The sequence below is a fragment of the Neisseria sp. P0020.S003 genome, assembly GCF_051957095.1.
Classification (GTDB): Bacteria; Pseudomonadota; Gammaproteobacteria; order Burkholderiales; family Neisseriaceae; genus Neisseria; species Neisseria subflava.
The window spans coordinates 1-20275 of record NZ_JBQCWU010000026.1 but is presented as its reverse complement, the minus strand read 5'-3'; the positions used below and the strand labels follow the sequence as shown (position 1 = coordinate 20275).

General features: G+C 47.0%; 17 protein-coding genes and 2 pseudogenes. 7 read left to right on the top strand and 12 right to left on the bottom strand.

From position 1 onward, the window contains the following. Positions 1 to 128 (bottom strand): annotated as a pseudogene (locus ACTHTQ_RS10610) (helix-turn-helix domain-containing protein); the annotation flags it as partial. Between the two features lie 149 nt (positions 129 to 277). Then, positions 278 to 1810 carry a signal recognition particle-docking protein FtsY gene (gene ftsY / locus ACTHTQ_RS10605; protein WP_440363893.1) on the bottom strand — a complete coding sequence of 511 codons (1533 nt, stop codon included), beginning with the start codon at positions 1808 to 1810 and terminating at the stop codon, positions 278 to 280. 145 nt (positions 1811 to 1955) lie between these two features. Here ftsY and msrAB point away from each other — a divergent pair, with 145 nt between their 5' ends. Beyond that, positions 1956 to 3524, top strand: a complete 1569-nt coding sequence (msrAB, locus tag ACTHTQ_RS10600) for a bifunctional peptide-methionine (S)-S-oxide reductase MsrA/peptide-methionine (R)-S-oxide reductase MsrB (RefSeq protein WP_440363892.1) — start codon at positions 1956 to 1958, stop codon at positions 3522 to 3524. 130 nt (positions 3525 to 3654) lie between these two features. On the opposite strand, the gene purB is transcribed toward msrAB, so the two are convergent. Continuing rightward, complete coding sequence (purB, locus tag ACTHTQ_RS10595; RefSeq protein ID WP_440363891.1) at positions 3655 to 5025, bottom strand: adenylosuccinate lyase; 1371 nt, start codon at positions 5023 to 5025, stop codon at positions 3655 to 3657. Positions 5026 to 5235: 210 nt separating this feature from the next. On the opposite strand from purB, the gene ACTHTQ_RS10590 reads away from it, so the two are divergent. Next, a complete protein-coding gene (locus ACTHTQ_RS10590; RefSeq protein WP_250599324.1) occupies positions 5236 to 5676 on the top strand; it encodes a surface-adhesin E family protein in 441 nt (146 codons plus the stop codon). Positions 5677 to 6061: 385 nt separating this feature from the next. Here ACTHTQ_RS10590 and ACTHTQ_RS10585 read toward each other — a convergent pair whose 3' ends face one another. Both ACTHTQ_RS10585 and purD read right to left on the bottom strand, forming a co-directional pair. Continuing rightward, on the bottom strand, positions 6062 to 6631 hold the full coding sequence (locus tag ACTHTQ_RS10585; RefSeq protein ID WP_440363894.1) for an L-threonylcarbamoyladenylate synthase: 570 nt from the start codon (positions 6629 to 6631) through the stop codon (positions 6062 to 6064). A 71-nt stretch (positions 6632 to 6702) separates the two neighbouring features. After that, on the bottom strand, positions 6703 to 7974 hold the full coding sequence (purD, locus tag ACTHTQ_RS10580) for a phosphoribosylamine--glycine ligase (protein WP_440363890.1): 1272 nt from the start codon (positions 7972 to 7974) through the stop codon (positions 6703 to 6705). Positions 7975 to 8113: 139 nt separating this feature from the next. Between purD and ACTHTQ_RS10575 the strand changes: the two genes are divergently transcribed. After that, positions 8114 to 8425, top strand: a complete 312-nt coding sequence (locus ACTHTQ_RS10575) for a DUF4298 domain-containing protein (protein WP_440363889.1) — start codon at positions 8114 to 8116, stop codon at positions 8423 to 8425. 55 nt (positions 8426 to 8480) lie between these two features. On the opposite strand, the gene ACTHTQ_RS10570 is transcribed toward ACTHTQ_RS10575, so the two are convergent. From ACTHTQ_RS10570 to ACTHTQ_RS10550, 5 genes are all read right to left on the bottom strand, one after another. Further along, positions 8481 to 9092 carry an IMPACT family protein gene (locus tag ACTHTQ_RS10570; RefSeq protein ID WP_440363888.1) on the bottom strand — a complete coding sequence of 204 codons (612 nt, stop codon included), beginning with the start codon at positions 9090 to 9092 and terminating at the stop codon, positions 8481 to 8483. Between the two features lie 61 nt (positions 9093 to 9153). Continuing rightward, on the bottom strand, positions 9154 to 10086 hold the full coding sequence (locus tag ACTHTQ_RS10565; RefSeq protein WP_440363887.1) for an electron transfer flavoprotein subunit alpha/FixB family protein: 933 nt from the start codon (positions 10084 to 10086) through the stop codon (positions 9154 to 9156). 10 nt (positions 10087 to 10096) lie between these two features. After that, positions 10097 to 10846 (bottom strand): electron transfer flavoprotein subunit beta/FixA family protein, encoded by a 750-nt coding sequence (locus ACTHTQ_RS10560; RefSeq protein WP_003686610.1) that lies wholly within the window; start codon positions 10844 to 10846, stop codon positions 10097 to 10099. Between the two features lie 184 nt (positions 10847 to 11030). After that, positions 11031 to 11999 carry a lipopolysaccharide heptosyltransferase I gene (gene waaC, locus ACTHTQ_RS10555; RefSeq protein WP_440363886.1) on the bottom strand — a complete coding sequence of 323 codons (969 nt, stop codon included), beginning with the start codon at positions 11997 to 11999 and terminating at the stop codon, positions 11031 to 11033. Positions 12000 to 12045: 46 nt separating this feature from the next. Beyond that, positions 12046 to 12681: a nicotinamidase gene (locus ACTHTQ_RS10550; protein WP_440363885.1), complete on the bottom strand. Its 636-nt coding sequence runs from the start codon at positions 12679 to 12681 to the stop codon at positions 12046 to 12048. A gap of 170 nt (positions 12682 to 12851) precedes the next feature. Between ACTHTQ_RS10550 and tsaA the strand changes: the two genes are divergently transcribed. Beyond that, the gene (tsaA, locus tag ACTHTQ_RS10545) at positions 12852 to 13526 is read left to right on the top strand and encodes a tRNA (N6-threonylcarbamoyladenosine(37)-N6)-methyltransferase TrmO (protein WP_314052880.1); all 675 of its coding nucleotides are present in this window, start codon (positions 12852 to 12854) and stop codon (positions 13524 to 13526) included. 95 nt (positions 13527 to 13621) lie between these two features. On the opposite strand, the gene gap is transcribed toward tsaA, so the two are convergent. Continuing rightward, entirely contained in the window at positions 13622 to 14626 is a 1005-nt protein-coding gene (gap, locus tag ACTHTQ_RS10540; protein WP_440363884.1) for a type I glyceraldehyde-3-phosphate dehydrogenase, read from the bottom strand. 648 nt (positions 14627 to 15274) lie between these two features. Between gap and lpxC the strand changes: the two genes are divergently transcribed. Then, the gene (gene lpxC / locus ACTHTQ_RS10535) at positions 15275 to 16189 is read left to right on the top strand and encodes a UDP-3-O-acyl-N-acetylglucosamine deacetylase (protein ID WP_440363883.1); all 915 of its coding nucleotides are present in this window, start codon (positions 15275 to 15277) and stop codon (positions 16187 to 16189) included. Between the two features lie 237 nt (positions 16190 to 16426). On the opposite strand, the gene ggt is transcribed toward lpxC, so the two are convergent. Further along, on the bottom strand, positions 16427 to 18196 hold the full coding sequence (gene ggt / locus ACTHTQ_RS10530) for a gamma-glutamyltransferase (RefSeq protein WP_440363882.1): 1770 nt from the start codon (positions 18194 to 18196) through the stop codon (positions 16427 to 16429). Positions 18197 to 18676: 480 nt separating this feature from the next. Here ggt and gnd point away from each other — a divergent pair, with 480 nt between their 5' ends. Together gnd and ACTHTQ_RS10520 are read left to right on the top strand one after the other, a co-directional pair. Then, positions 18677 to 20125, top strand: a complete 1449-nt coding sequence (gnd, locus tag ACTHTQ_RS10525; RefSeq protein WP_440363881.1) for a decarboxylating NADP(+)-dependent phosphogluconate dehydrogenase — start codon at positions 18677 to 18679, stop codon at positions 20123 to 20125. Positions 20126 to 20158: 33 nt separating this feature from the next. Continuing rightward, positions 20159 to 20275: pseudogene (locus ACTHTQ_RS10520) on the top strand (helix-turn-helix domain-containing protein); the annotation flags it as partial.

The window sequence follows — 20275 nt, the reverse complement described above, 5'->3', positions numbered from 1 at the left end:
CGCTGTTGACTGCGTATGTGCAGGTAGTGGAGTACGGCTTGGTATTTGAAGTGTAATGTATATTTGCTCATAAAAAAACTGCACCTTGTGAGTTGGAGGGGATGTCCAACTTTTGGGGTGCAGTTCAAACCTGAAATAGGGTTTTCAGACGGCCTTCCGTTATTTTCCGCTACTCTTGCGCTATGATTTCCACGCCCGCTTCTTGCAAGGCGAGATCTTTGCAAAATACGGCTCAGACCCCCCCGCAAACTGCGTTTACAAGCCTCAGCCTGTCTGTTTAATCCAATAGGGCATCTACGAACGCTTTGGCATTAAACGGACGCAAATCGTCGATGCCTTCGCCTACGCCGATGTAGCGGACAGGAACAGGGCGGTCGGAGGCAAGTGCGGCAAGGATACCGCCTTTGGCCGTACCGTCGAGTTTGGTCACGATCAGGCCGGTCAGACCCAGCGCTTCGTCAAAGGCTTTCACTTGGTTGACGGCGTTTTGCCCGATGTTGGCATCAAGCACGACGATGATTTCATGTGGCGCATCAGGCATGGCTTTTTGCAACACGCGCTTCACTTTTTTGATTTCTTCCATCAAATGAAGCTGCGTCGGCAGACGGCCGGCTGTATCGGCAAGCACGATGTCGATCCCGCGCGCTTTCGCGGCTTGGACGGCATCGAAGCAGACGGCGGCAGAATCGCCCGTAGTTTGCGAAATCACGGTCACATTGTTGCGTTCGCCCCAAGCCTGAAGCTGCTCACGCGCGGCGGCACGGAAGGTATCGCCTGCCGCCAGCAACACGGATTTGCCCTGCGCTTGGAAGTATTTGGCCAATTTGCCGATAGATGTGGTTTTGCCTGCGCCGTTGATACCGGCAAGCATAATCACGAAAGGCTCCTTGGTTTCCGGCAAGACCAAAGGTTTTTCCAGAGGCTTAATCAAGTCGTACAGCGCATCTTTCAGCGCACCGCGCAATTCGTTGCCGTCTTTGAGGCCTTTGAGGCTGACACGGTCGCGCACGTCTTTCATCAAGTATTCGGTGGCTTCCATGCCCATATCGCTGGTAATCAGCACGGTTTCTAGCTCTTCGTACAAATCCTCGTCGATCTGTCCGCCGCCGAACACGCCGGCCAACGATTTTGCCATTTTGTCGCGTGATTTGGTCAAGCCTTGTTTCAAACGCGCAGCCCAACTGAGCTTGTGTTCTTCTACCGGAGCAGAGGCTTCAGCCGGTGTTTCCGCAACGGCTTCTTGAACTTGCTCGACAGCTTCGCTAACTGCCTCAACAGCTGCTTCTTTGACCGCTTCGGCCTGTTCTGCTGCTTCCTCATCAGCCTCGGCTATTTCAGACGGCATCTCGGCAACGGTTTCTTGAACCTGTGCAACAGCCTCACTGACGGTTTCAACGGCCGCTTCTTTTACTGCTTCGGCCTGTTCTGCTGCTTCCTCAGCAGCCTCGGCTAATTCAGACGGCATCTCGGCAACGGTTTCTTGAACCTGTTCAACAGTCTCGCTGACGGTTTCAACGGCCGCTTCTTTTGCTGCTTCAACGTGTTCTTCTACTTTCTCAACTGTTTCAGACGGCATTTCGGTTAAAGCTTCCCGAACCTGTTCGACGGTTTCACTGGCAGTTTCAACAGCCGATTCGACAACTGATTCAACATGCCCTTTGACGTTTTCTGCTAAAGATTCTGCATCTTCTTTAATATTTTCAACTACTTGAGCAACTTCAGATTCTACTTTTGCTGCGGTTTCCTGAACTTGAGCCTCCTCAGGAGCCGGAGTTTCCTGTTTTTTCTTGCGACGGAAGAAGCTGAACATTAAATTTTCCTTTTAATTTTAGAAACTTGAAATAAGGAGTATTGTAGCGTATTTTACGTGGCAAGGTCGTCTGAAAATCAAGGTTGTCAGGTTTTGGCATTTCCAACGTCTAATGAGACAAACCATCCATACAGGAAACATAGAGATGAATCCCCGCACATTATTTTCACTTTGCACCAAGTTCGGCTGCCTGCTTGCGCTTGGCGCCTGCTCATCCAAAATGATGGATACCGAAGCCGCCACCGTACCGCAGGCATTGTCCTCGTTGAAAACCCCTGACAACCGCCCTGCCAGTGTTTTTCTGAAAAAAGACAAACCCACCCTGATTAAATTTTGGGCAAGTTGGTGTCCTTTGTGTTTGTCCGAATTGGGACAAACCGAAAAATGGGCGCAAGATACAAAATTCGGTTCTGCCAACCTGATTACCGTTGCCTCGCCCGGTTTTCTACACGAGAAAAAAGACGGCGACTTCCAGAAATGGTATGCCGGTTTAAACTATCCCAAGCTGCCCGTCGTGACCGACAACGGCGGCACCATCGCCCAAAGCCTGAATATCAGCGTTTACCCCTCGTGGGCGTTAATCGGTAAAGACGGCGACGTACAGCGCATCGTCAAAGGCAGCATCAACGAAGCGCAGGCGTTGGCGTTAATCCGCGACCCGAGTGCCGATTTAGGTCGTCTGAAAAACGCGTTCTACAAACCCGACACACAGAAAAAGGATTCAAAAATCATGAACACGCGCACCATCTACCTCGCCGGCGGCTGCTTCTGGGGCTTGGAAGCCTATTTCCAACGCATAGACGGCGTGGTTGACGCCGTATCCGGTTACGCCAACGGCAAAACGAAAAATCCGAGCTACGAAGACGTGTCCTACCGCGATACAGGCCATGCCGAAACCGTCAAAGTCACCTACGATGCCGACAAACTTAGCCTAGACGATATCCTGCAATATTTCTTCCGCGTCGTTGATCCGACCAGCCTCAATAAACAAGGCAACGACACCGGCACGCAATACCGCAGCGGCGTGTACTACACCGACCCCGCCGAAAAAGCCGTCATCGCCGCCGCCCTCAAACGCGAGCAGCAAAAATACAAACAGCCCCTCGTCGTCGAAAACGAGCCGCTAAAAAACTTCTACGACGCCGAGGAATACCATCAGGACTACCTGATTAAAAACCCCAACGGCTATTGCCACATCGACATCCGCAAAGCCGACGAACCGCTGCCGGGCAAAAGCAAAGCCGCCCCGCAAGGCAAAGGCTTCGACGCGGCAACGTATAAAAAACCCGGCGATGCCGAACTCAAACGCATTCTGACCGAAGAGCAATACCAAGTTACCCAAAAAAGCGCGACCGAATACGCCTTCAGCCACGAATACGACCATCTGTTTAAACCCGGCATTTATGTGGACGTCGTCAGCGGCGAACCCCTGTTCAGCTCCGCCGACAAATTCGATTCCGGCTGCGGCTGGCCGAGCTTCACCCGCCCGATTAACGCCGCCGCCGTTACCGAACACGACGATTTCACTTACAACATGCGCCGCACCGAAGTACGCAGCCATGCCGCCGATTCGCACTTGGGACACGTCTTCCCCGACGGCCCCAAAGACAAAGGCGGCCTGCGCTACTGCATCAACGGCGCGAGCCTGAAATTCATCCCGCTGGAACAAATGGACGCGGCAGGCTACGGCGCGTTGAAAAGCAAAGTGAAATAACGGATTGAATCAAAAAAGGCCGTCTGAAAAAGATTTCAGACGGCCTTTTTAATTTGTCGGATGCAAAGGGTTGGTTTCTTATCTATCAAAAAATCTCAATAACTAAGAAAGTGTGCCCTGCAAAAACCTTTTAAATTCGTTTTGCCAACTCTTCGGCTTTACCCACATACAACGCAGGAGTCAACTCAAGCAATTTGGCTTTGGCTTCTGCCGGAATTTCCAACGATTCGATAAAGAGTTTCAACACTTCAGGCGTAATGCCGTCTTTACCGCGTGTCAGGTCTTTCAGCTTTTCGTAAGGATTGGCCACGCCGTAACGACGCATTACGGTTTGAATCGGCTCGGCCAGCAGCTCCCAAGTAGCGTCCAAATCGGCAGCAAGGGCGGCAGGATTCGGCTCAAGCTTGTTCAGACCGCGCAGATGGGCGGCAAAGCCCAATACGGTATAGCCCACGCCTACGCCCATATTGCGCAATACGGTGCTGTCGGTCAGGTCGCGCTGCCAACGGGAAATCGGCAGTTTTTCGGACAAAAAGCCCAATACGGCATTGGCCATACCGAGGTTGCCTTCAGAGTTTTCAAAGTCGATCGGATTGATTTTGTGCGGCATGGTGGAAGAGCCGACTTCGCCTGCTTTGACTTTTTGTTTGAAGTAACCCAAAGAAATGTAGCCCCAAACATCGCGGTTAAAGTCGATCAGAATCGTGTTGACACGGCTGATGGCTTGGAAGAATTCCGCCATATAGTCGTGCGGCTCGATTTGAATGGTGTAGGGGTTGAAGGTCAGGCCGAGGCTGATTTCAACGAAGTTGCGGCAATGGGTTTCCCAATCCACATCGGGATAAGCGACCATATGGGCATTGTAGTTGCCGACTGCGCCATTAATTTTGCCGAGGAACTCTTGCGCTTGCAGGTTTTTAAACTGACGTTGCAGGCGGTACACGACATTGGCGATTTCTTTACCCAGTGTGCTTGGTGTAGCAGGCTGGCCATGCGTGCGGCTCATCATAGGGACGGCAGCCAACTCATGCGCCATGCCGGTCAGTTTTTCGATGATTTCAGCCAGTTTCGGCAGCAAAACAACCTCACGCGCTTCTTGCAGCATTAAAGCGTGGGACAGGTTGTTGATGTCTTCACTGGTGCAGGCAAAGTGGATGAACTCGCTGGCGGCAGCCACTTCAGGTACGCCGGAGAAGCGTTCTTTAAGCCAATATTCGATGGCTTTGACATCGTGATTGGTGGTCGCTTCAATGGCTTTGACGGCGGCGGCATCTTCAAGCGAGAAGTTTTCGATCACTTTGTCGATTTCGGCAAGTGTAAAATCACTGAAAGCAGGAACTTCTACAATCTTAGGCTCGGCGGCAAGGGCTCTGAGCCAGTTTAATTCGACTTTGACACGCGCACGCATCAGGCCGTATTCGGAGAAAATCGGACGCAATGCTTCAACGGATTTGGCGTAGCGGCCATCTAATGGGGAAAGTGCAGCGATAGGGTTAATCATGTCGGATCTTCCTATGGGGTGAAAACCAAATTGTTTGCAATTATACATGATTTTACACTCCAAGGCCGTCTGAAAGACAGGTTTCAGACGGCCTTTTCAGCGTATTTTTCATAAAATTCTTTTCAGAGGTTCAACTTTGCAAAATCGATTTACGATATATGCCATCTTCACGGATAATATCGGCTGACTTTCTGTAAATAATGAGGTTTTATGAATATCAAACGTTTTTCCCTAGCTGCAACCGTATTTGCGGCTTTGATGTTGAGCGCCTGTGAAACAACCACCACATCGAGCGGCGGCGACAGCTGGACCAATATCGGTACCATCTCTGAAGGCAATATCAAAGTGGCCATTGATAGGAGCAGCATTAAAAGAAATGGTGCACTGGTTACTTTCCGCGATAAAAAAACCGTTTCCAAACTGAAAGAAGAGCGTTTCGTCAATACGCCGGCCTATAAAACAGCCATCGGCAACTGGGAAATTCATTGCTCAAACAAAACCTATCGCCTGGCAGCGCTGCAACTGATGGACGAACACGGCCGGGTAATTTCCAACCAAAGCTATACGCCGACCAGCATCCGCCCAATGAGCGTCATGAGCGGCACGATTACTGAAAAACAATACGAAACTGTGTGTGGACATAAGCTTTAATCCACACTTATTCACAAAGTTATCCACAGTTTAAATATTTAAAAGGCCGTCTGAATGCTTTGAATATCAAGTTTCAGACGGCATTTTTATGTTTTGATGGAAATTTATCTTCAAATTTATCCACAAATTTTGTTTATTCAAAAATAATTTATTACAGCGATTCATCTACGCTCAAAATTTGCTTCATTCTTTGTAAGAGCATTTCACAAAATACTGCTTTCTACTCTATTTACTGACTTACTATCTGCTCAATCGATCTGTATTTACAGACTGCTATGCATCAAACTGGATCTGCACTCAATGCTTTTTACATAGGTATCCCAATCTTTTGGAAAAAATTTGCTTCTCAAAATAAATACCTTTCCTTTGACGATACAGCCCTTCTTTAACGCAGCCTTGTTCCTGTTTCTCCGTCAATAATCTGGCTAGGCGTTTTCTGCTTACCTATCAATCCGCCTACAACCCAGACTTTCCTGCCAAACTGTCTTCTGACTTCCCTTTCCGTTTTACATGCCCGTTTGCCTGCACGATTGCATGAAGTAGAGACTAAAAGTGTTTCCAAAACCTGACACAAACGTCTTGCACCTGCGTGCGCAGGAACCCTGACAGCCAATTTACTGCGTCCTTTTCCCCGCAATGAAGGCAATACTTTTTTGCTGGCCGGCAATAAGAAAGTTTTCGGAGCCGGCCATGCTTCATGAAGCATGGTTTGGATATTTTCAGACGGCCTTTGCAGCAAAGGTTGCAACTGTTCCAAGCTATGGCCAATGACAATCATGCCTTTGTGTTGCGGTCGTTTTTTCAGATGAATCAGTTGATTGAGCGCTTTGGACAAAGTAGGGACACAGCCCAAGCCATAACAAGACTCGGTAGGATAGGCAATCAAACCGCCTTTTTTAAGATGCGCCTGCAGCCTGCGTTGGGCTGCAGCCGATAAAATTCTGGGGAACATCATCATATACCAAGGCCGTCTGAAACTACGATTGTCGGACAATCTGTGTTCAGACGGCCTGTTTCTATTCATTATTAACGGTTGATGGCTTTATCGGCAATGTCTTTACGGTATTGCATACCGTCAAAACGGATTGTTTCCAATGCCTCATAAGCCTTGCTTTTAGCTTGGGCAACATCATCGCCCAAACCGACTACACACAACACACGGCCGCCGTTGGTTACCACTTCGCCTTTTTCATTCGTTGCAGTACCGGCATGGAAAACTTTACCGATTTGATTGGCCTTATCCAAGCCAAAGATCACATCGCCTTTTTTTGGAGAATCAGGATAGTTTTGTGCGGCCAACACTACGCCTACCGCAGTCTGCGGATTCCATTCGGCAGTAACACTATCCAGTTTGCCGTCGATTGCCGCTTCAACCAAGTCCACTAAATCGCTATCCAAACGGCTCATAATCGGCTGCGTTTCAGGGTCGCCGAAACGGCAGTTGAATTCGATGGTATAAGGCGCACCGGTTTTATCAATCATCAAGCCTGCGTATAAAAAGCCGGTAAATTCATGACCTTCTGCCTTCATACCGGCCACAGTCGGCAAAATAATTTCATTCATCGCGCGCTCGTACACATCAGGCGTTACCACCGGGGCAGGGCTGTACGCGCCCATACCGCCGGTATTAGGGCCTTTGTCGTCATCTAGCAGGCGTTTATGGTCTTGACTGGTTGCCATCGGTAAAACATAATTGCCGTCCACCATAACGATAAAGCTCGCTTCCTCGCCTTGCAGGAAATCTTCAATCACGACGCGCGCGCCTGCATTGCCCATTTTATTGCCCAACAACATATCGTCGATAGCGGCATGGGCTTCATCCAAAGTCATGGCGACAATCACGCCTTTACCGGCAGCCAAACCATCCGCCTTAATAACAATCGGTGCACCTTTTTGGTTGACATAATCATGTGCTGCATCGGCATTTTCAAAGGTTTGGTATTGCGCAGTTGGAATCTTATATTTTGCCATAAACGCTTTAGCAAAATCCTTTGAGCTCTCCAACTGGGCCGCGTATTGAGTCGGGCCAAAAATCTTCAATCCGGCAGCACGGAAGTCATTGACCACACCTGCTGCCAAAGGCGCTTCAGGGCCGACTACAGTAAAAGCAATATTTTCATTACGGCAAAAATCAATCAAATCTTGATGCGCCGTTAATGCGATATTCTGAAGTTTAGGCTCAATTGCCGTTCCGGCATTACCAGGTGCAACAAAGACAGTTTCTACTTTAGACGACTGCGCCAATTTCCAAGCCAGTGCGTGTTCACGTCCACCATTACCAATAACGAGCAATTTCATACCATCTCCTTGAAGAATAGATGTTGTAAATAAAATTTAATTGATGGAATATTGTTCCATCTTGCATAGCTGTTTCAAATTAAGAATAATATTGCACCAAGACAACCATACTCTAATTTCAAACAACGAAAGGAAAATCATGCAAAAACGTATTGACGAAATTCAAAGCAAATACCGCGAATGGTGCGAATTACTGCCGCAACTGGAAGCAGATATCGCCCGCTGGAAACATGCTGCAAGCCTAATGCAAGATATGGATAACTTCTATACCAACGAATACCAAGCATGCCATCAAGCCATTGAAGAAGGGGCAGATGTTGATTTGCAAACACAGGGCGAATACAGCATTATGAGCGAAGATGCCCTATGGAACGTACTGGGGGAATTTCATCAACTGGCTTGGGAACACCTGCGCTCAAGCGTAAATGCTTTAGACAGATACCAAGGCTAAAACATCAAAGGCCGTCTGAAACTTTTGATTTCTCAAACTATGTTCAGACGACCTTTTATTCAAACGGCTTTTCAGTATCTACTTCAATTTGGCGCGTATTTTTCCAAGCAGCAATACAAGCTTCATAATCGGCCAATGCTATTTTCACTGTTAACTTACAATCCAGCTGCAAATTCTGTTCCACAATATCGGCCTGATATTGTTTGGCAATCCGTATAGCCTCATTCAAAACAGGATATTCACATTTCAACCAAACTGTCTTTTCGACATTCTTTTCAACAACTTCAGCTATCGCCAATGCCTGAGCCGTTGATTCCTTATAAGCATGAATCAGACCGGGAACACCCAATAACGTACCGCCAAAATAGCGTACAACCACAACCAACACATCCGTTACGCCGACAGAATCAATCTGCCCCAAAATAGGGCGGCCTGCGCTTCCAGACGGTTCTCCATCATCGTTTGCACGAAACTGCATTCCATCCACACCCAATCGATAGGCGTAACACCAATGTCTTGCCTTGTGATGTTCTTCCTTTAATGGGTCGAGATACTTCTTCACATCGGCCAAAGTGCGGATTGGATAGGCGTATGCGATGAAGCGGCTGCCTTTATCTTTAAATTCAGCCTGTGTCGGAGTGGTAATGGTTTTATAGGTCGTAATCATGCCAAAATATTTTCAGACGGCCTTTGTTATAAAAGGCCGTCTGAACGTTTCACGTGAAACATTAGTTTTTCAGTGCTTCAGTCAATTGAGGCACAACTTCAAACAAATCACCAACCAAACCGTAATCTGCCACATTGAAAATCGGAGCATCAGCATCTTTGTTGATGGCAACAATCACTTTACTGTCCTGCATACCGGCAACGTGTTGGATAGCACCAGAAATACCGATAGCAAAGTACAGTTGCGGCGCAACCACTTTACCGGTTTGACCGACTTGGGCATCGTTTGCCGCATATTCGGCATCCACTGCCGCACGGGAAGCACCAATCGCGGCACCCAAAACATCCGCCAATGGAGTCAACACTTCATTGAATTTTTCAGCACTGCCCAATGCACGGCCACCGGAAACAATCACTTTTGCCTGAGTCAATTCAGGGCGGTCAGACTGGGAAAGTTGACGGTTTACGAAACGGCTCAGGTTTTGAGCAGGCGTTGCCTCAACATTGACCACTTCTGCATTACCGCCTTGTCCGGCAGCATCAAATGCTGTCGCACGGAAAGTCAGCACCAGTTTTTCAGAATTGGATTGAACGGTTTCAAATGCATTACCGGCATAAATCGGACGGACAAATGTCGAGTTATCCACAACTTCGGTTAAATCCGAAACTTGTGGCACATCCAACAGGGCAGCTACTTGGGGCAGAAGATTTTTGCCAAATGCAGTTGCAGTTGCAGCCACATAGCGGTAATCCGCAGCCAGTTTAACAACCAAAGGCGCTAATTCTTCTGCCAAACCTTCGGCGTAATAGGGCGCATCGGCTACTAAAACTTTCGCTACGCCGGCAACCTGTTTTGCCTCTTCAACCACCGCAGCAGCATTGCTGCCGGCAACCAATAAATCTACATTACCCAATTTGGCGGCAGCCGTTACCGCATGCAAAGTGGCAGGATTCAAATGTTGGTTATTATGTTCCGCAATAATCAATACGCTCATTTCATACTCCTTAGATCACTTTGGCTTCGTTTTTCAGCTTTTCAACCAACTCGGCAACATCAGCCACTTTCACACCGGCTTGACGTGCTTTAGGCTCGGCAAATTTTACGGTATTCAAACGCGGAGAAATATCCACAGCCAAATCGGCAGGACTTAATTTTTCCAAAGGCTTTTTCTTTGCAGCCATGATATTAGGAAGTTTGACAAAGCGTGGTTCGTTCAAACGCAAATCTGCACTGATGACCGCAGGCAGCTTCAACGCAACAGTCTCTTCGCCGCCGTCAATTTCACGGGTTACCAATGCTTCTTCGCCTTCAATTTGCACTTTTGATGCAAAAGTACCTTGAGCCGCATTCAACAACGCAGCCAGCATTTGGGCAACTTGGTTGGCGTCATCGTCAATTGCCTGTTTGCCCAGCAGTAAAATTTGCGGATTTTCTTTATCCGCAACAGCTTTCAGCAATTTTGCAACGGCCAAAGGCTCCAACTTTGCATCAGTCTCAACATGAACCGCACGGTCGGCACCCATCGCCAAAGCAGTACGCAACGTCTCTTCGCATTTTTTCTCGCCAAGAGAAACGGCAACAATCTCGCTTACTTTTCCGGCTTCTTTCAAACGGACAGCTTCTTCTACCGCGATTTCATCAAACGGGTTCATCGACATTTTGACATTACCGATATCCACATCGGAACCATCGGCTTTCACACGAACTTTGACGTTATAGTCCACTACGCGCTTTACTGCGACCAGTGCTTTCATTCAATTCTCCTAAAAAGAATGCCCATCAAATCTAGCATACTGCTTTTGATACATTCTTTATATAAAATCCAATTCGATTTTCACCAACATGATAAAACCAAATTTGTATAAATCTTGGCAAATAGAGCGGAATTATATCATTTCTAAAGCATTTACTCAGAAAATAAATCCGACTCCCCAGCAATTATTTACCGTATGCTGCCACACAATCCATCAAGGTTTGATAAACTTCGTTGACATTGGGAATTCGAGCAATACCACCTAAATTTTTTGCATAAGCCGAAACTTGAACGCCGGTCTTGGCCGGATCTGTATCTGTATAAATTCCTACAACAGGCTTTTCCAAGGCATTGGCAAGATGCAGCAACCCGGTATCTACGCCAATAATACCCTCTGCGTTTTTCAATAAAAATGCAGCCTGTAATAAATTCATTTTGTCGCAAACCGAAGCAAACGGTAAATCACTTGCAATCTGCTCGGCACGCATTTTTTCGGTTTCATTTCCCCACGGCAGATATACATTGCATTGTTGTTCTTCATTCAACTTTTTCAATAATGCACGCCAGTGTTCTACCGGCCATAATTTACTGTCGCGACTGGTTGCATGCAAAGCAACGTAATAAGGGAATTGCAAATTTTTCAGACGGCCTGATTCAGGAACCGACAAACCAAACACCTGCGTCTCAGGCATTGTATAACCAAATACTCGGGCGAATAATTCGCGATTTCGCCAGACCGCATTTTTGCCTTTCGGCACGGCAAACGTTTTACTGTATGCAAAGGCAGCCAAACTTTCACGCGCGCTGTGTTTATCCAATCCGTAAATAGGGGATTTCGCCATTTTGGCAAAGCATGCACTTTTAATCAGTCCTTGGCTATCTAAAACAAAATCAAAAGATTCAGCCTGTAAATCCGTTTTCAGACGGCCTATTTCACGCCACGTTTCAGCCTGAAAAAGGTGTTTGCGCCATTGTCGCCATTTCATTACATGAACTTTTTTGACAAAAGGATGCAAGCGGGCAATATCTGCAAACCCTGCCTCACACAGCCAATGGAGCTCTACCTCAGGACATTGTCGCGCCAAATCTTCAACTGCGGGCAATGTGTGAATTAAATCGCCCATACTAGACAAGCGGACAAGTAAAATCTTCATATTTTGAAAAATGTTTCACGTGAAACAACAGAATCTTAAATATAATTTATTGATTATTAATGTATTTTTTTATTTCTTCGGCGTTTTCTAAAATAACTGCTCCGGCAGAATGCATTTCCTGCCATGCAGATTCAACCGTTTCAGGAGCAATGCCGCGGCAAGCCGCCTGATTAACGATGACTTTCCAAGCCCCGCCTTTAAGCAACTGTAAAACCGTTGTCTTCACACAATAATCCGTTGCCAAACCGCCAACAATGACTATATCTGCATTTTGACAGCGCAACCATTCGATCAAACCTGTACTGAGCTTTTCTTCAATATCATGAAAACATGCGCCGTAGGGGTGTAACTCAGGATCAACGCCTTTCCAAACGCAATAATCGTATTCTTTGGCTGAAGGCAGGCCATCCAACAACTCATAGCCATATGTTCCAACCATCGCATGCGACACCCAAGTCAAATCCGCATCCGGCAAACCCGTCGGTTTCAACATATCAACAGGATTATCCACAAGCCATTTTGCCGCGGCATGATGCGCATCTTTCGTCATCACGCGTAAATCCGCCAATGCAGCTTGGGCATTGAGTTCATCCGCAATCAGATGACCTTCGGCAACAGGCAATTCTTTCGGGCACAAAGGCGTAAACGTTTTTTGTGCATCTACATCGATAGAAACAATCATGTATTAATATAACCTATTGATTTTATTTTATATTATTCAAATTAAGCATTTATTTCTAATGTACGGACATTTGGAATAAATGCTTTGTATTATAACAAATTACTACCGCAAAATGTGGGAAAACATCTGTGATATGATGACAGTTTGCACAGAATATTTATCCAAAAATTATGTCCTATTCGATTACGCCTATTGCAACTGTTCATTCCCCCTACAAACAAAAATTCGGCATTGCCCGCCAACCTGGTTTGGTTCCTGCAGCAGAAATTTGCATTGAACTCACTCCTGAATTTACCGCAGACAGCGTTCGGGGCTTGGAAGATTTCGACTATGTGTGGATAAGTTTTATTTTCCACGGCGTATTGGATGAAGGTTGGGCGCAAATGGTGCGTCCGCCACGGCTCGGAGGTAAACAAAAAATGGGCGTATTTGCCACGCGCAGCCCCCACCGCCCCAATCATCTCGGACTGTCGCTGTTAAAGCTCAAACGTATCGAAACAGGCAAACCTGTCCGCATCTATTGCAGCGGTGCAGACCTATTAGACGGTACTCCGGTAGTGGATATCAAACCCTACATCCCCTTTGTCGAATCCAAACCTGACGCATCATCAGGCTTTGTCAGCGGCAAACCTGAAGAATTGAACGTAGTCTGGGCAGAAAGTACGCTTGCGGAACATTTATCCACAGAAGAAAAACATCTCATTGAGCAAAGTATTGCCCAAGATCCTCGCCCTGCCTATCAAGATATTCCCGAACGAGTTTATGTAATGAATATTGCGGACTATGAAGTGCAGTTTAGGATAGAAAACAAATGTGCCACAGTGATTAAACTATCCACAATCTGATTGCAAATTGAATCTATCTACACACAAAAGGCCGTCTGAAATGTTCAGACGGCCTTTTAATTATCCACAGACTGATTGATTCAGCCTGTTATTTTTTAGATTTTGCTGGCAAAGAATTCCAAGGTACGAACCAATTGGCAAGTGTAAGACATTTCATTGTCGTACCAAGCAACGGTTTTCACCAATTGTTTGTCGCCAACAGTCATCACGCGGGTTTGAGTCGCATCGAAGAGTGAGCCGTACTCGATACCGATAACGTCGGAAGAAACGATTTGATCTTCAGTGTAGCCTAAAGTATCGTTGGCGGCAGCTTTCATAGCTGCATTGATTTCTTCTTTGGTAACAGGGCGTTCGAGAATAGAAACCAGTTCGGTCAAAGAGCCGGTGGCTACGGGAACACGTTGGGCAGAGCCATCAAGTTTGCCGTTCAACTCAGGGATAACCAAGCCGATGGCTTTAGCGGCACCGGTGCTATTCGGTACGATATTCAATGCAGCGGCACGGGCGCGGCGGAAGTCGCCTTTACGGTGTGGCGCGTCAAGGGTGTTTTGGTCGCCGGTATAAGCGTGGATGGTGGTCATCAGGCTTTCAACAATGCCGAACTCTTTTTGCAATACCGCAGCCATAGGGGCCAGACAGTTAGTCGTACAAGAAGCGGCTGAAATAACGGTTTCGCTGCCGTCCAAAATATCTTGGTTTACGCCGTATACAACGGTTTTCACGTCATTGCCGCCAGGGGCAGAAATCACAACTTTGCGCGCACCGGCACGGATATGGGCCTCAGCTTTAGTTTTATTGGTAAAGAAACCGGTACATTCGAGGACAACGTCCACACCCAGCTCGCCCCAAGGCAATTCTTCAGGATTAGGATTGGCAAATACTTTAATTTCTTTGCCGTTAACAACAATCGCATCATCTTTCAATTCGGCAGAGCCTTCAAAGCGGCCTTGAGTACTGTCGTATTTAAAGAGGTGTAGCAGCATATCGGCAGGAGTCAAGTCGTTAACAGCAACGACTTCGATACCTTGGGCTTTTTCAATTTGACGCAATGCCAGACGACCGATGCGGCCAAAACCATTAATCGCTACTTTAATACTCATTTTGCTACTCCTATTAGATGGAATGGGAAAAATTTTTCAGTAAGGCCATTGTATCCTGAAATAAAATTACTTTCTAGAATTACAGATGATTACTTTTAAGTTGTTTGATTTAAATAAAGAAAACATGAAATTCTCGTCTGTAGTAAAATATCAGGCAAATCGAATAAGTCCTACATTTTGATATTTTATTTCATAAAACTATTTTCCAATCTTAAAAGTTTCATAAGTTTATGGAAATCATAAACTTAGTTCTATTTCTCCATATTTTGCCATTTTTGTGTTGATCATTCAGTGTTTTCTTCAAATCATAATATTTTAATTTTTAAAATGATGATTTTGATGAAGAACCAAACTATCTGTGGATAACGGAATAACTTTCTTTAAAACCAATTTGGTAGTTACTTTTTATCTTTGAGGCCGACCCCAACTGAATGTCGGAATAAAAAGGATAGAATCTTATTTTTCCTATTAATCTGTGGATAAAACCCAAATTACCCACTTCAATTTCACATGCTATTGTGGATAATTAAAATTTTGAATTTCACCCCTGCAAAACATCCATATTGGCAAATACTATTAAAAGTGATGGCTTGTTTTTTCCTTTTTAACGTATCATTTGCCCATCAGACTTTTTAAAAGGAAGCAATTATGCTGCAACGGACTTTAGCCAAATCAGTAAGCGTTACCGGCGTTGGCCTGCATTCGGGCGAAAGGGTCGCTCTGACTTTGCATCCTGCCGAAGAAAACAGCGGTATTTCGTTCCGCCGTACTGATTTAAGTGGAGAAATGGGCGAAGTAATCAAATTGAATCCTTATTTGATTAACGATACCCGCCTCTCTTCAACCATCGTTACCGATAAAGGCGTGCGCATCGGTACGATTGAACACATTATGTCGGCTCTGTCTGCCTATGGCATCGACAATGCCTTGATTGAATTGAACGCGCCTGAAATTCCGATTATGGACGGTTCCAGCCTGCCATTTATTTACCTTTTACAAGATGCAGGCGTGGTCGATCAAAAAGCCCAAAAACGTTTTTTGAGAATCCTCAAACCCGTTGAAATCAAAGAAACCGAAAAATGGGTGCGCTTTACGCCTTATGACGGCTTTAAAGTTAATTTAACCATCGAATTTGACCATCCCGTATTCAACCGCAGCGCACCTACTTTTGAGATTGATTTTGCAGGAAAATCCTATATCGATGAGATTGCCCGCGCCCGTACCTTCGGCTTTATGCACGAAGTGGAAATGATGCGTGCCCACAATCTCGGACTGGGCGGCAATTTGAACAACGCCATCGTGATTGACGACATGGACGTTTTGAATCCGGAAGGTTTGCGCTATCCCGATGAATTTGTCCGCCACAAAATCCTTGATGCGATTGGCGATTTATACATTGTCGGCCATCCGATTATTGGCGCATTTGAAGGTTACAAATCAGGCCATGCCATCAATAATGCGCTGTTGCGTGCCGTTTTGGCAGATGAAAGCGCTTACGAATGGGTTGAGTTTGCCGATGACGAAGACTTGCCCACCGCTTTTCACGAGCTGCCGGCAGCCTGATAGAAAATAGATAAAGCAGTCCAATGAAAAGGCCGTCTGAACCTTTCAGACGGCCTAAATCATGTCGTTTTCCACAATTAATTATCCACATATTCATCCATTTTATCCTATTGAAAAATAAAAATATTAAAATTTAGCGTTATTCTTATACACATCTTATCCATATATTTTTCCAAACTAAAAAGGCCGTCTGAAACGAAGCTGTTCATACGGCCTTTGCATGTCAAACCGACAATATCAATCGCCCATGACTTTACCTTCACGGCACGGGTCGGCGCCGCCGAGCAAACCGTCTTTGCCGATTACAATGCCTTGTACGCCGGAATTCAAATCGCGGATTTGGACTTTGTAGCCCAATTTTTCCAACGCAGCCGCTTTATCCGCAGCCGCTGTTTTATCCTCAATCTCATACTGACTGCCACGATTGAGCATATTCGGCAGTGAAATTGCCGTCTGAATGTCCATGCCCCAGTCGATATGCGCCACCAGCGTTTTGGCAACGAAACCGATAATGCGGCTGCCGCCAGGCGAACCGACCGCCATATAAGGCTTACCGTCTTTCATTACAATGGTCGGCGCCATCGAAGAACGCGGCCGTTTGCCGCCTGCTACGCTGTTTGCCACCGTTTTACCGTCTTCTCCGACAGGATTGAAGGCAAAATCGGTCAATTCATTGTTGAGCAGATAGCCGTTTGCCATCAGCCCCGAACCGAACGCATTTTCAATCGAAGTCGTCATCGATACAACGTTTCCGTCTTTATCCACAACCACCAAATGGCTGGTGGACGGCAGCTCGACCGCCATGCCTTGCGCGTATTCCTTGCCGAACTTGCCTGCCTGAATAGTTTCCAACGCCTTATCAGCTTTGCGGATTTCTTCGGCACGTGGTTTCAAATAAGCCTGAGAAATCATGGCGCGGGTCGGAACATTCACAAATGCAGGATCGCCGACATAATAATCTCGATCGGCAAACGCAATCCGCGACGCATCGCCTATCCAGCGCCAACTGTGGATATTTTCCGACCCCAAAGCCTTCATATCCTGATTTTGCAAGACGCCTAAAATCTCGCCCAAAGCAATCGCGCCCGAACTTGGCGCGCCCATGCCGCAAACTTCATATTCACGATACGGCGCACAAACCGGCTTACGCTCGATAACTTGATAGTTTTTCAAATCCGCCATACTGATTTTGCCGGGATTATCCACAGCACCGGTAACGACACGGACAATATTCTGCGCCTGCATTCCTTGATAAAACGGCGCACTGCCTTTTTCCGCCAACAGGCGTACGGAACGCGCAAATTCAGGGTTTTTCAACACCGTTCCCGCAGCCAAAGGCTTGCCGTCAGGCAGGAAATAGGCGGCGGTTTGCGGATAACGTTGCAAGGGTTCCAGATTCTGCTCGATGGATTTCGCCATACGCGGCGAAACGGCAAAACCTTGTTCCGCCAAAGTAATCGGTTTCTCAAACAAACTTGCCCACGGCAATTTGCCGTAACGCTTATGAACATCTTCCAGCAGCTTCGGAATCCCCGGCACACCGACCGAACGACCGCCGACCACCGCTTTCATAAAGCCCATCGGTTTGCCGTTTTCGTCCAAGAAAAGTTCTGGTGTTGCCGCTTTCGGCGCTGTTTCACGGGCATCAAACGTCGTCAGCTTTTTCGCCTTATTGTCCCAATACACTAAAAACGCGCCGCCACCCAATCCGGAAGATTGCGGCTCAACCAATCCCAAAGTTGTCTGCATGGCAATCATCGCATCTATCGCACTGCCGCCGCGCTTCAAAATTTCATAACCGGCTTCAGTTGCCAGCGGATTGGCAGACGCCGCCATATAATGCTTGGCGCGGATTAATTTCTGCTCCGTCAGCCCTGTTCCTTGCTCCGGTGCATGGTTGTCCACAGATACGGAGGGCAGGGCAACTTGAGGCTTTTGAACCGGCTGTTGCGCACAAGCGACCAAAATCAAAACGGATAATAGGTTAATACTAAAGGAAAACTTCATATGCACACCTTATTGAAATATTTTCAGATGGCCTTTTCCCAGATTAAATAAAAGGAAATATGAAAATAGCTTGAAATAAAAAACCATTTAACTATTTCTCTAGTCAATTAGTTCCGATTAAAGAAGTATAAAACAAGCTAAGATTGTGCACAGGCAAAAAGTTACCCACAGAACGAAGCAGCAGGAAAAATTTATCCACATCTGCAAACAAGGCCGACCATACTTTATCCTCATCAAAAAATATCAGCTAAGTATTTGAAAATCTTTTGTAATCAAAGTTATCAACAAGCTGGGGCAGCACTCAATATCATCTTCATTTATTATTTAAAATCTAATTTATAGTTTGTTTTCCCAAAGGAAAAGGCCGTCTGAAACGTAAAGGCATCTTTTCAAAAAATTAAAAAGTTAAGGATTGTTAAAAAGTTGTAAATCAGCTAGAGTTACGGCTGATAAATTAAATTAATAATGGAGCTTCCATCAATGAAAGGCGATATCGGCGTCATCGGCTTGGCCGTTATGGGTCAAAATTTGATTTTGAATATGAACGATCGCGGTTTCAAAGTCGTGGCGTACAACCGGACCACCGCTAAAGTAGACGATTTTCTCAACGGCGCAGCCAAAGGCACCAACATTATCGGTGCCTATTCATTGCAAGATTTAGTGGATAAATTGGAAAAACCGCGCAAAATCATGATGATGGTACGCGCAGGTTCTGTCGTTGACGACTTTATCGAGCAACTTGTCCCGCTTTTGGAACAAGGCGACATTATTATTGACGGCGGCAACGCCAACTATCCCGATTCCACCCGCCGCACCCACGAGCTGGCGGCAAAAGGCATCCGCTTTATCGGCGCGGGCGTTTCCGGCGGCGAAGAAGGCGCGCGTCACGGTCCGTCCATCATGCCCGGCGGCGACGAAGCCGCATGGCCTGCCGTCAAACCCATCTTCCAAGCCATTGCCGCCAAAACCCCGCAAGGCGAACCCTGCTGCGACTGGGTCGGCCGCGACGGTGCAGGCCATTTCGTCAAAATGGTGCACAACGGCATCGAATACGGCGATATGCAGTTGATTTGCGAAGCCTACCAATTCATGAAAGACGGCTTGGGTCTGAGCTACGACGAAATGCACCGCATTTTCAGCGAATGGAACCAAACCGAGCTGGATTCCTACCTGATTGAAATCACCGCCGCGATTTTGGGCTACAAAGACGAAAACGGCGAACCTTTGGTCGAAAAAATCCTCGATACCGCCGGACAAAAAGGCACAGGCAAATGGACCGGCATCAACGCCCTCGACTTGGGCATCCCGCTGACGCTGATTTCCGAAGCCGTGTTTGCCCGCTGCGTATCCGCGTTCAAAGACCAACGTGTTCAAACCAGCCGCTTGTTCGGCAAAACCGTTACCCCCGTTGACGGCGACAAAGCCGCATGGGTCGAAGCCCTGTGCCAAGCCCTGTTGGCATCCAAAATCATCTCCTACGCACAAGGCTTCATGCTCATCCGCGAAGCCAGCGAAAACAACGATTGGGCATTGAACTACGGCAACACCGCCCTTCTGTGGCGCGAAGGCTGCATCATCCGCAGCGCGTTCTTGGGTAACATCCGCGACGCATACGAAGCCAATCCCGATTTGGTGTTCTTGGGTTCCGACCCCTATTTCAAAGGCGTATTGGAAAACTGCCTGCCCGCATGGCGCAAAGTGGTTGCCAAAGCCATCGAATGCGGCATCCCCATGCCCTGCATGGCTTCCGCGATTACCTTCCTCGACGGCTACACCACCGAACGCCTGCCCGCCAACCTGCTGCAAGCCCAACGCGACTACTTCGGCGCGCATACCTACGAGCGCACTGACAAACCGCGCGGCGAGTTCTTCCATACCAACTGGACAGGCAAAGGCGGCGATACCGCATCGACCACTTACGATATTTGATTTGTCTGAGTTAGCAACAAGGTCGTCTGAAAACTGAACTGCACCCCAAAAGTTGGACATCCCCTCCAACTCACAAGGTGCAGTTTTTTTATGAGCAAATATACATTACACTTCAAATACCAAGCCGTACTCCACTACCTGCACATACGC

Coding starts and splice junctions, on each gene's coding strand:
- purD (WP_440363890.1), bottom strand. CDS start 7,974: ATGAAATTGCTCGTTATTGGTAATGGTGGACGTGAACACGCACTGGCT.
- ACTHTQ_RS10590 (WP_250599324.1), top strand. CDS start 5,236: ATGAATATCAAACGTTTTTCCCTAGCTGCAACCGTATTTGCGGCTTTG.
- waaC (WP_440363886.1), bottom strand. CDS start 11,999: ATGAAGATTTTACTTGTCCGCTTGTCTAGTATGGGCGATTTAATTCAC.
- ACTHTQ_RS10565 (WP_440363887.1), bottom strand. CDS start 10,086: ATGAGCGTATTGATTATTGCGGAACATAATAACCAACATTTGAATCCT.
- ACTHTQ_RS10585 (WP_440363894.1), bottom strand. CDS start 6,631: ATGATGTTCCCCAGAATTTTATCGGCTGCAGCCCAACGCAGGCTGCAG.
- gap (WP_440363884.1), bottom strand. CDS start 14,626: ATGAGTATTAAAGTAGCGATTAATGGTTTTGGCCGCATCGGTCGTCTG.
- lpxC (WP_440363883.1), top strand. CDS start 15,275: ATGCTGCAACGGACTTTAGCCAAATCAGTAAGCGTTACCGGCGTTGGC.
- gnd (WP_440363881.1), top strand. CDS start 18,677: ATGAAAGGCGATATCGGCGTCATCGGCTTGGCCGTTATGGGTCAAAAT.
- ACTHTQ_RS10550 (WP_440363885.1), bottom strand. CDS start 12,681: ATGATTGTTTCTATCGATGTAGATGCACAAAAAACGTTTACGCCTTTG.
- tsaA (WP_314052880.1), top strand. CDS start 12,852: ATGTCCTATTCGATTACGCCTATTGCAACTGTTCATTCCCCCTACAAA.
- ACTHTQ_RS10560 (WP_003686610.1), bottom strand. CDS start 10,846: ATGAAAGCACTGGTCGCAGTAAAGCGCGTAGTGGACTATAACGTCAAA.
- purB (WP_440363891.1), bottom strand. CDS start 5,025: ATGATTAACCCTATCGCTGCACTTTCCCCATTAGATGGCCGCTACGCC.
- ACTHTQ_RS10570 (WP_440363888.1), bottom strand. CDS start 9,092: ATGATTACGACCTATAAAACCATTACCACTCCGACACAGGCTGAATTT.
- ggt (WP_440363882.1), bottom strand. CDS start 18,196: ATGAAGTTTTCCTTTAGTATTAACCTATTATCCGTTTTGATTTTGGTC.
- ACTHTQ_RS10575 (WP_440363889.1), top strand. CDS start 8,114: ATGCAAAAACGTATTGACGAAATTCAAAGCAAATACCGCGAATGGTGC.
- msrAB (WP_440363892.1), top strand. CDS start 1,956: ATGAATCCCCGCACATTATTTTCACTTTGCACCAAGTTCGGCTGCCTG.
- ftsY (WP_440363893.1), bottom strand. CDS start 1,810: ATGTTCAGCTTCTTCCGTCGCAAGAAAAAACAGGAAACTCCGGCTCCT.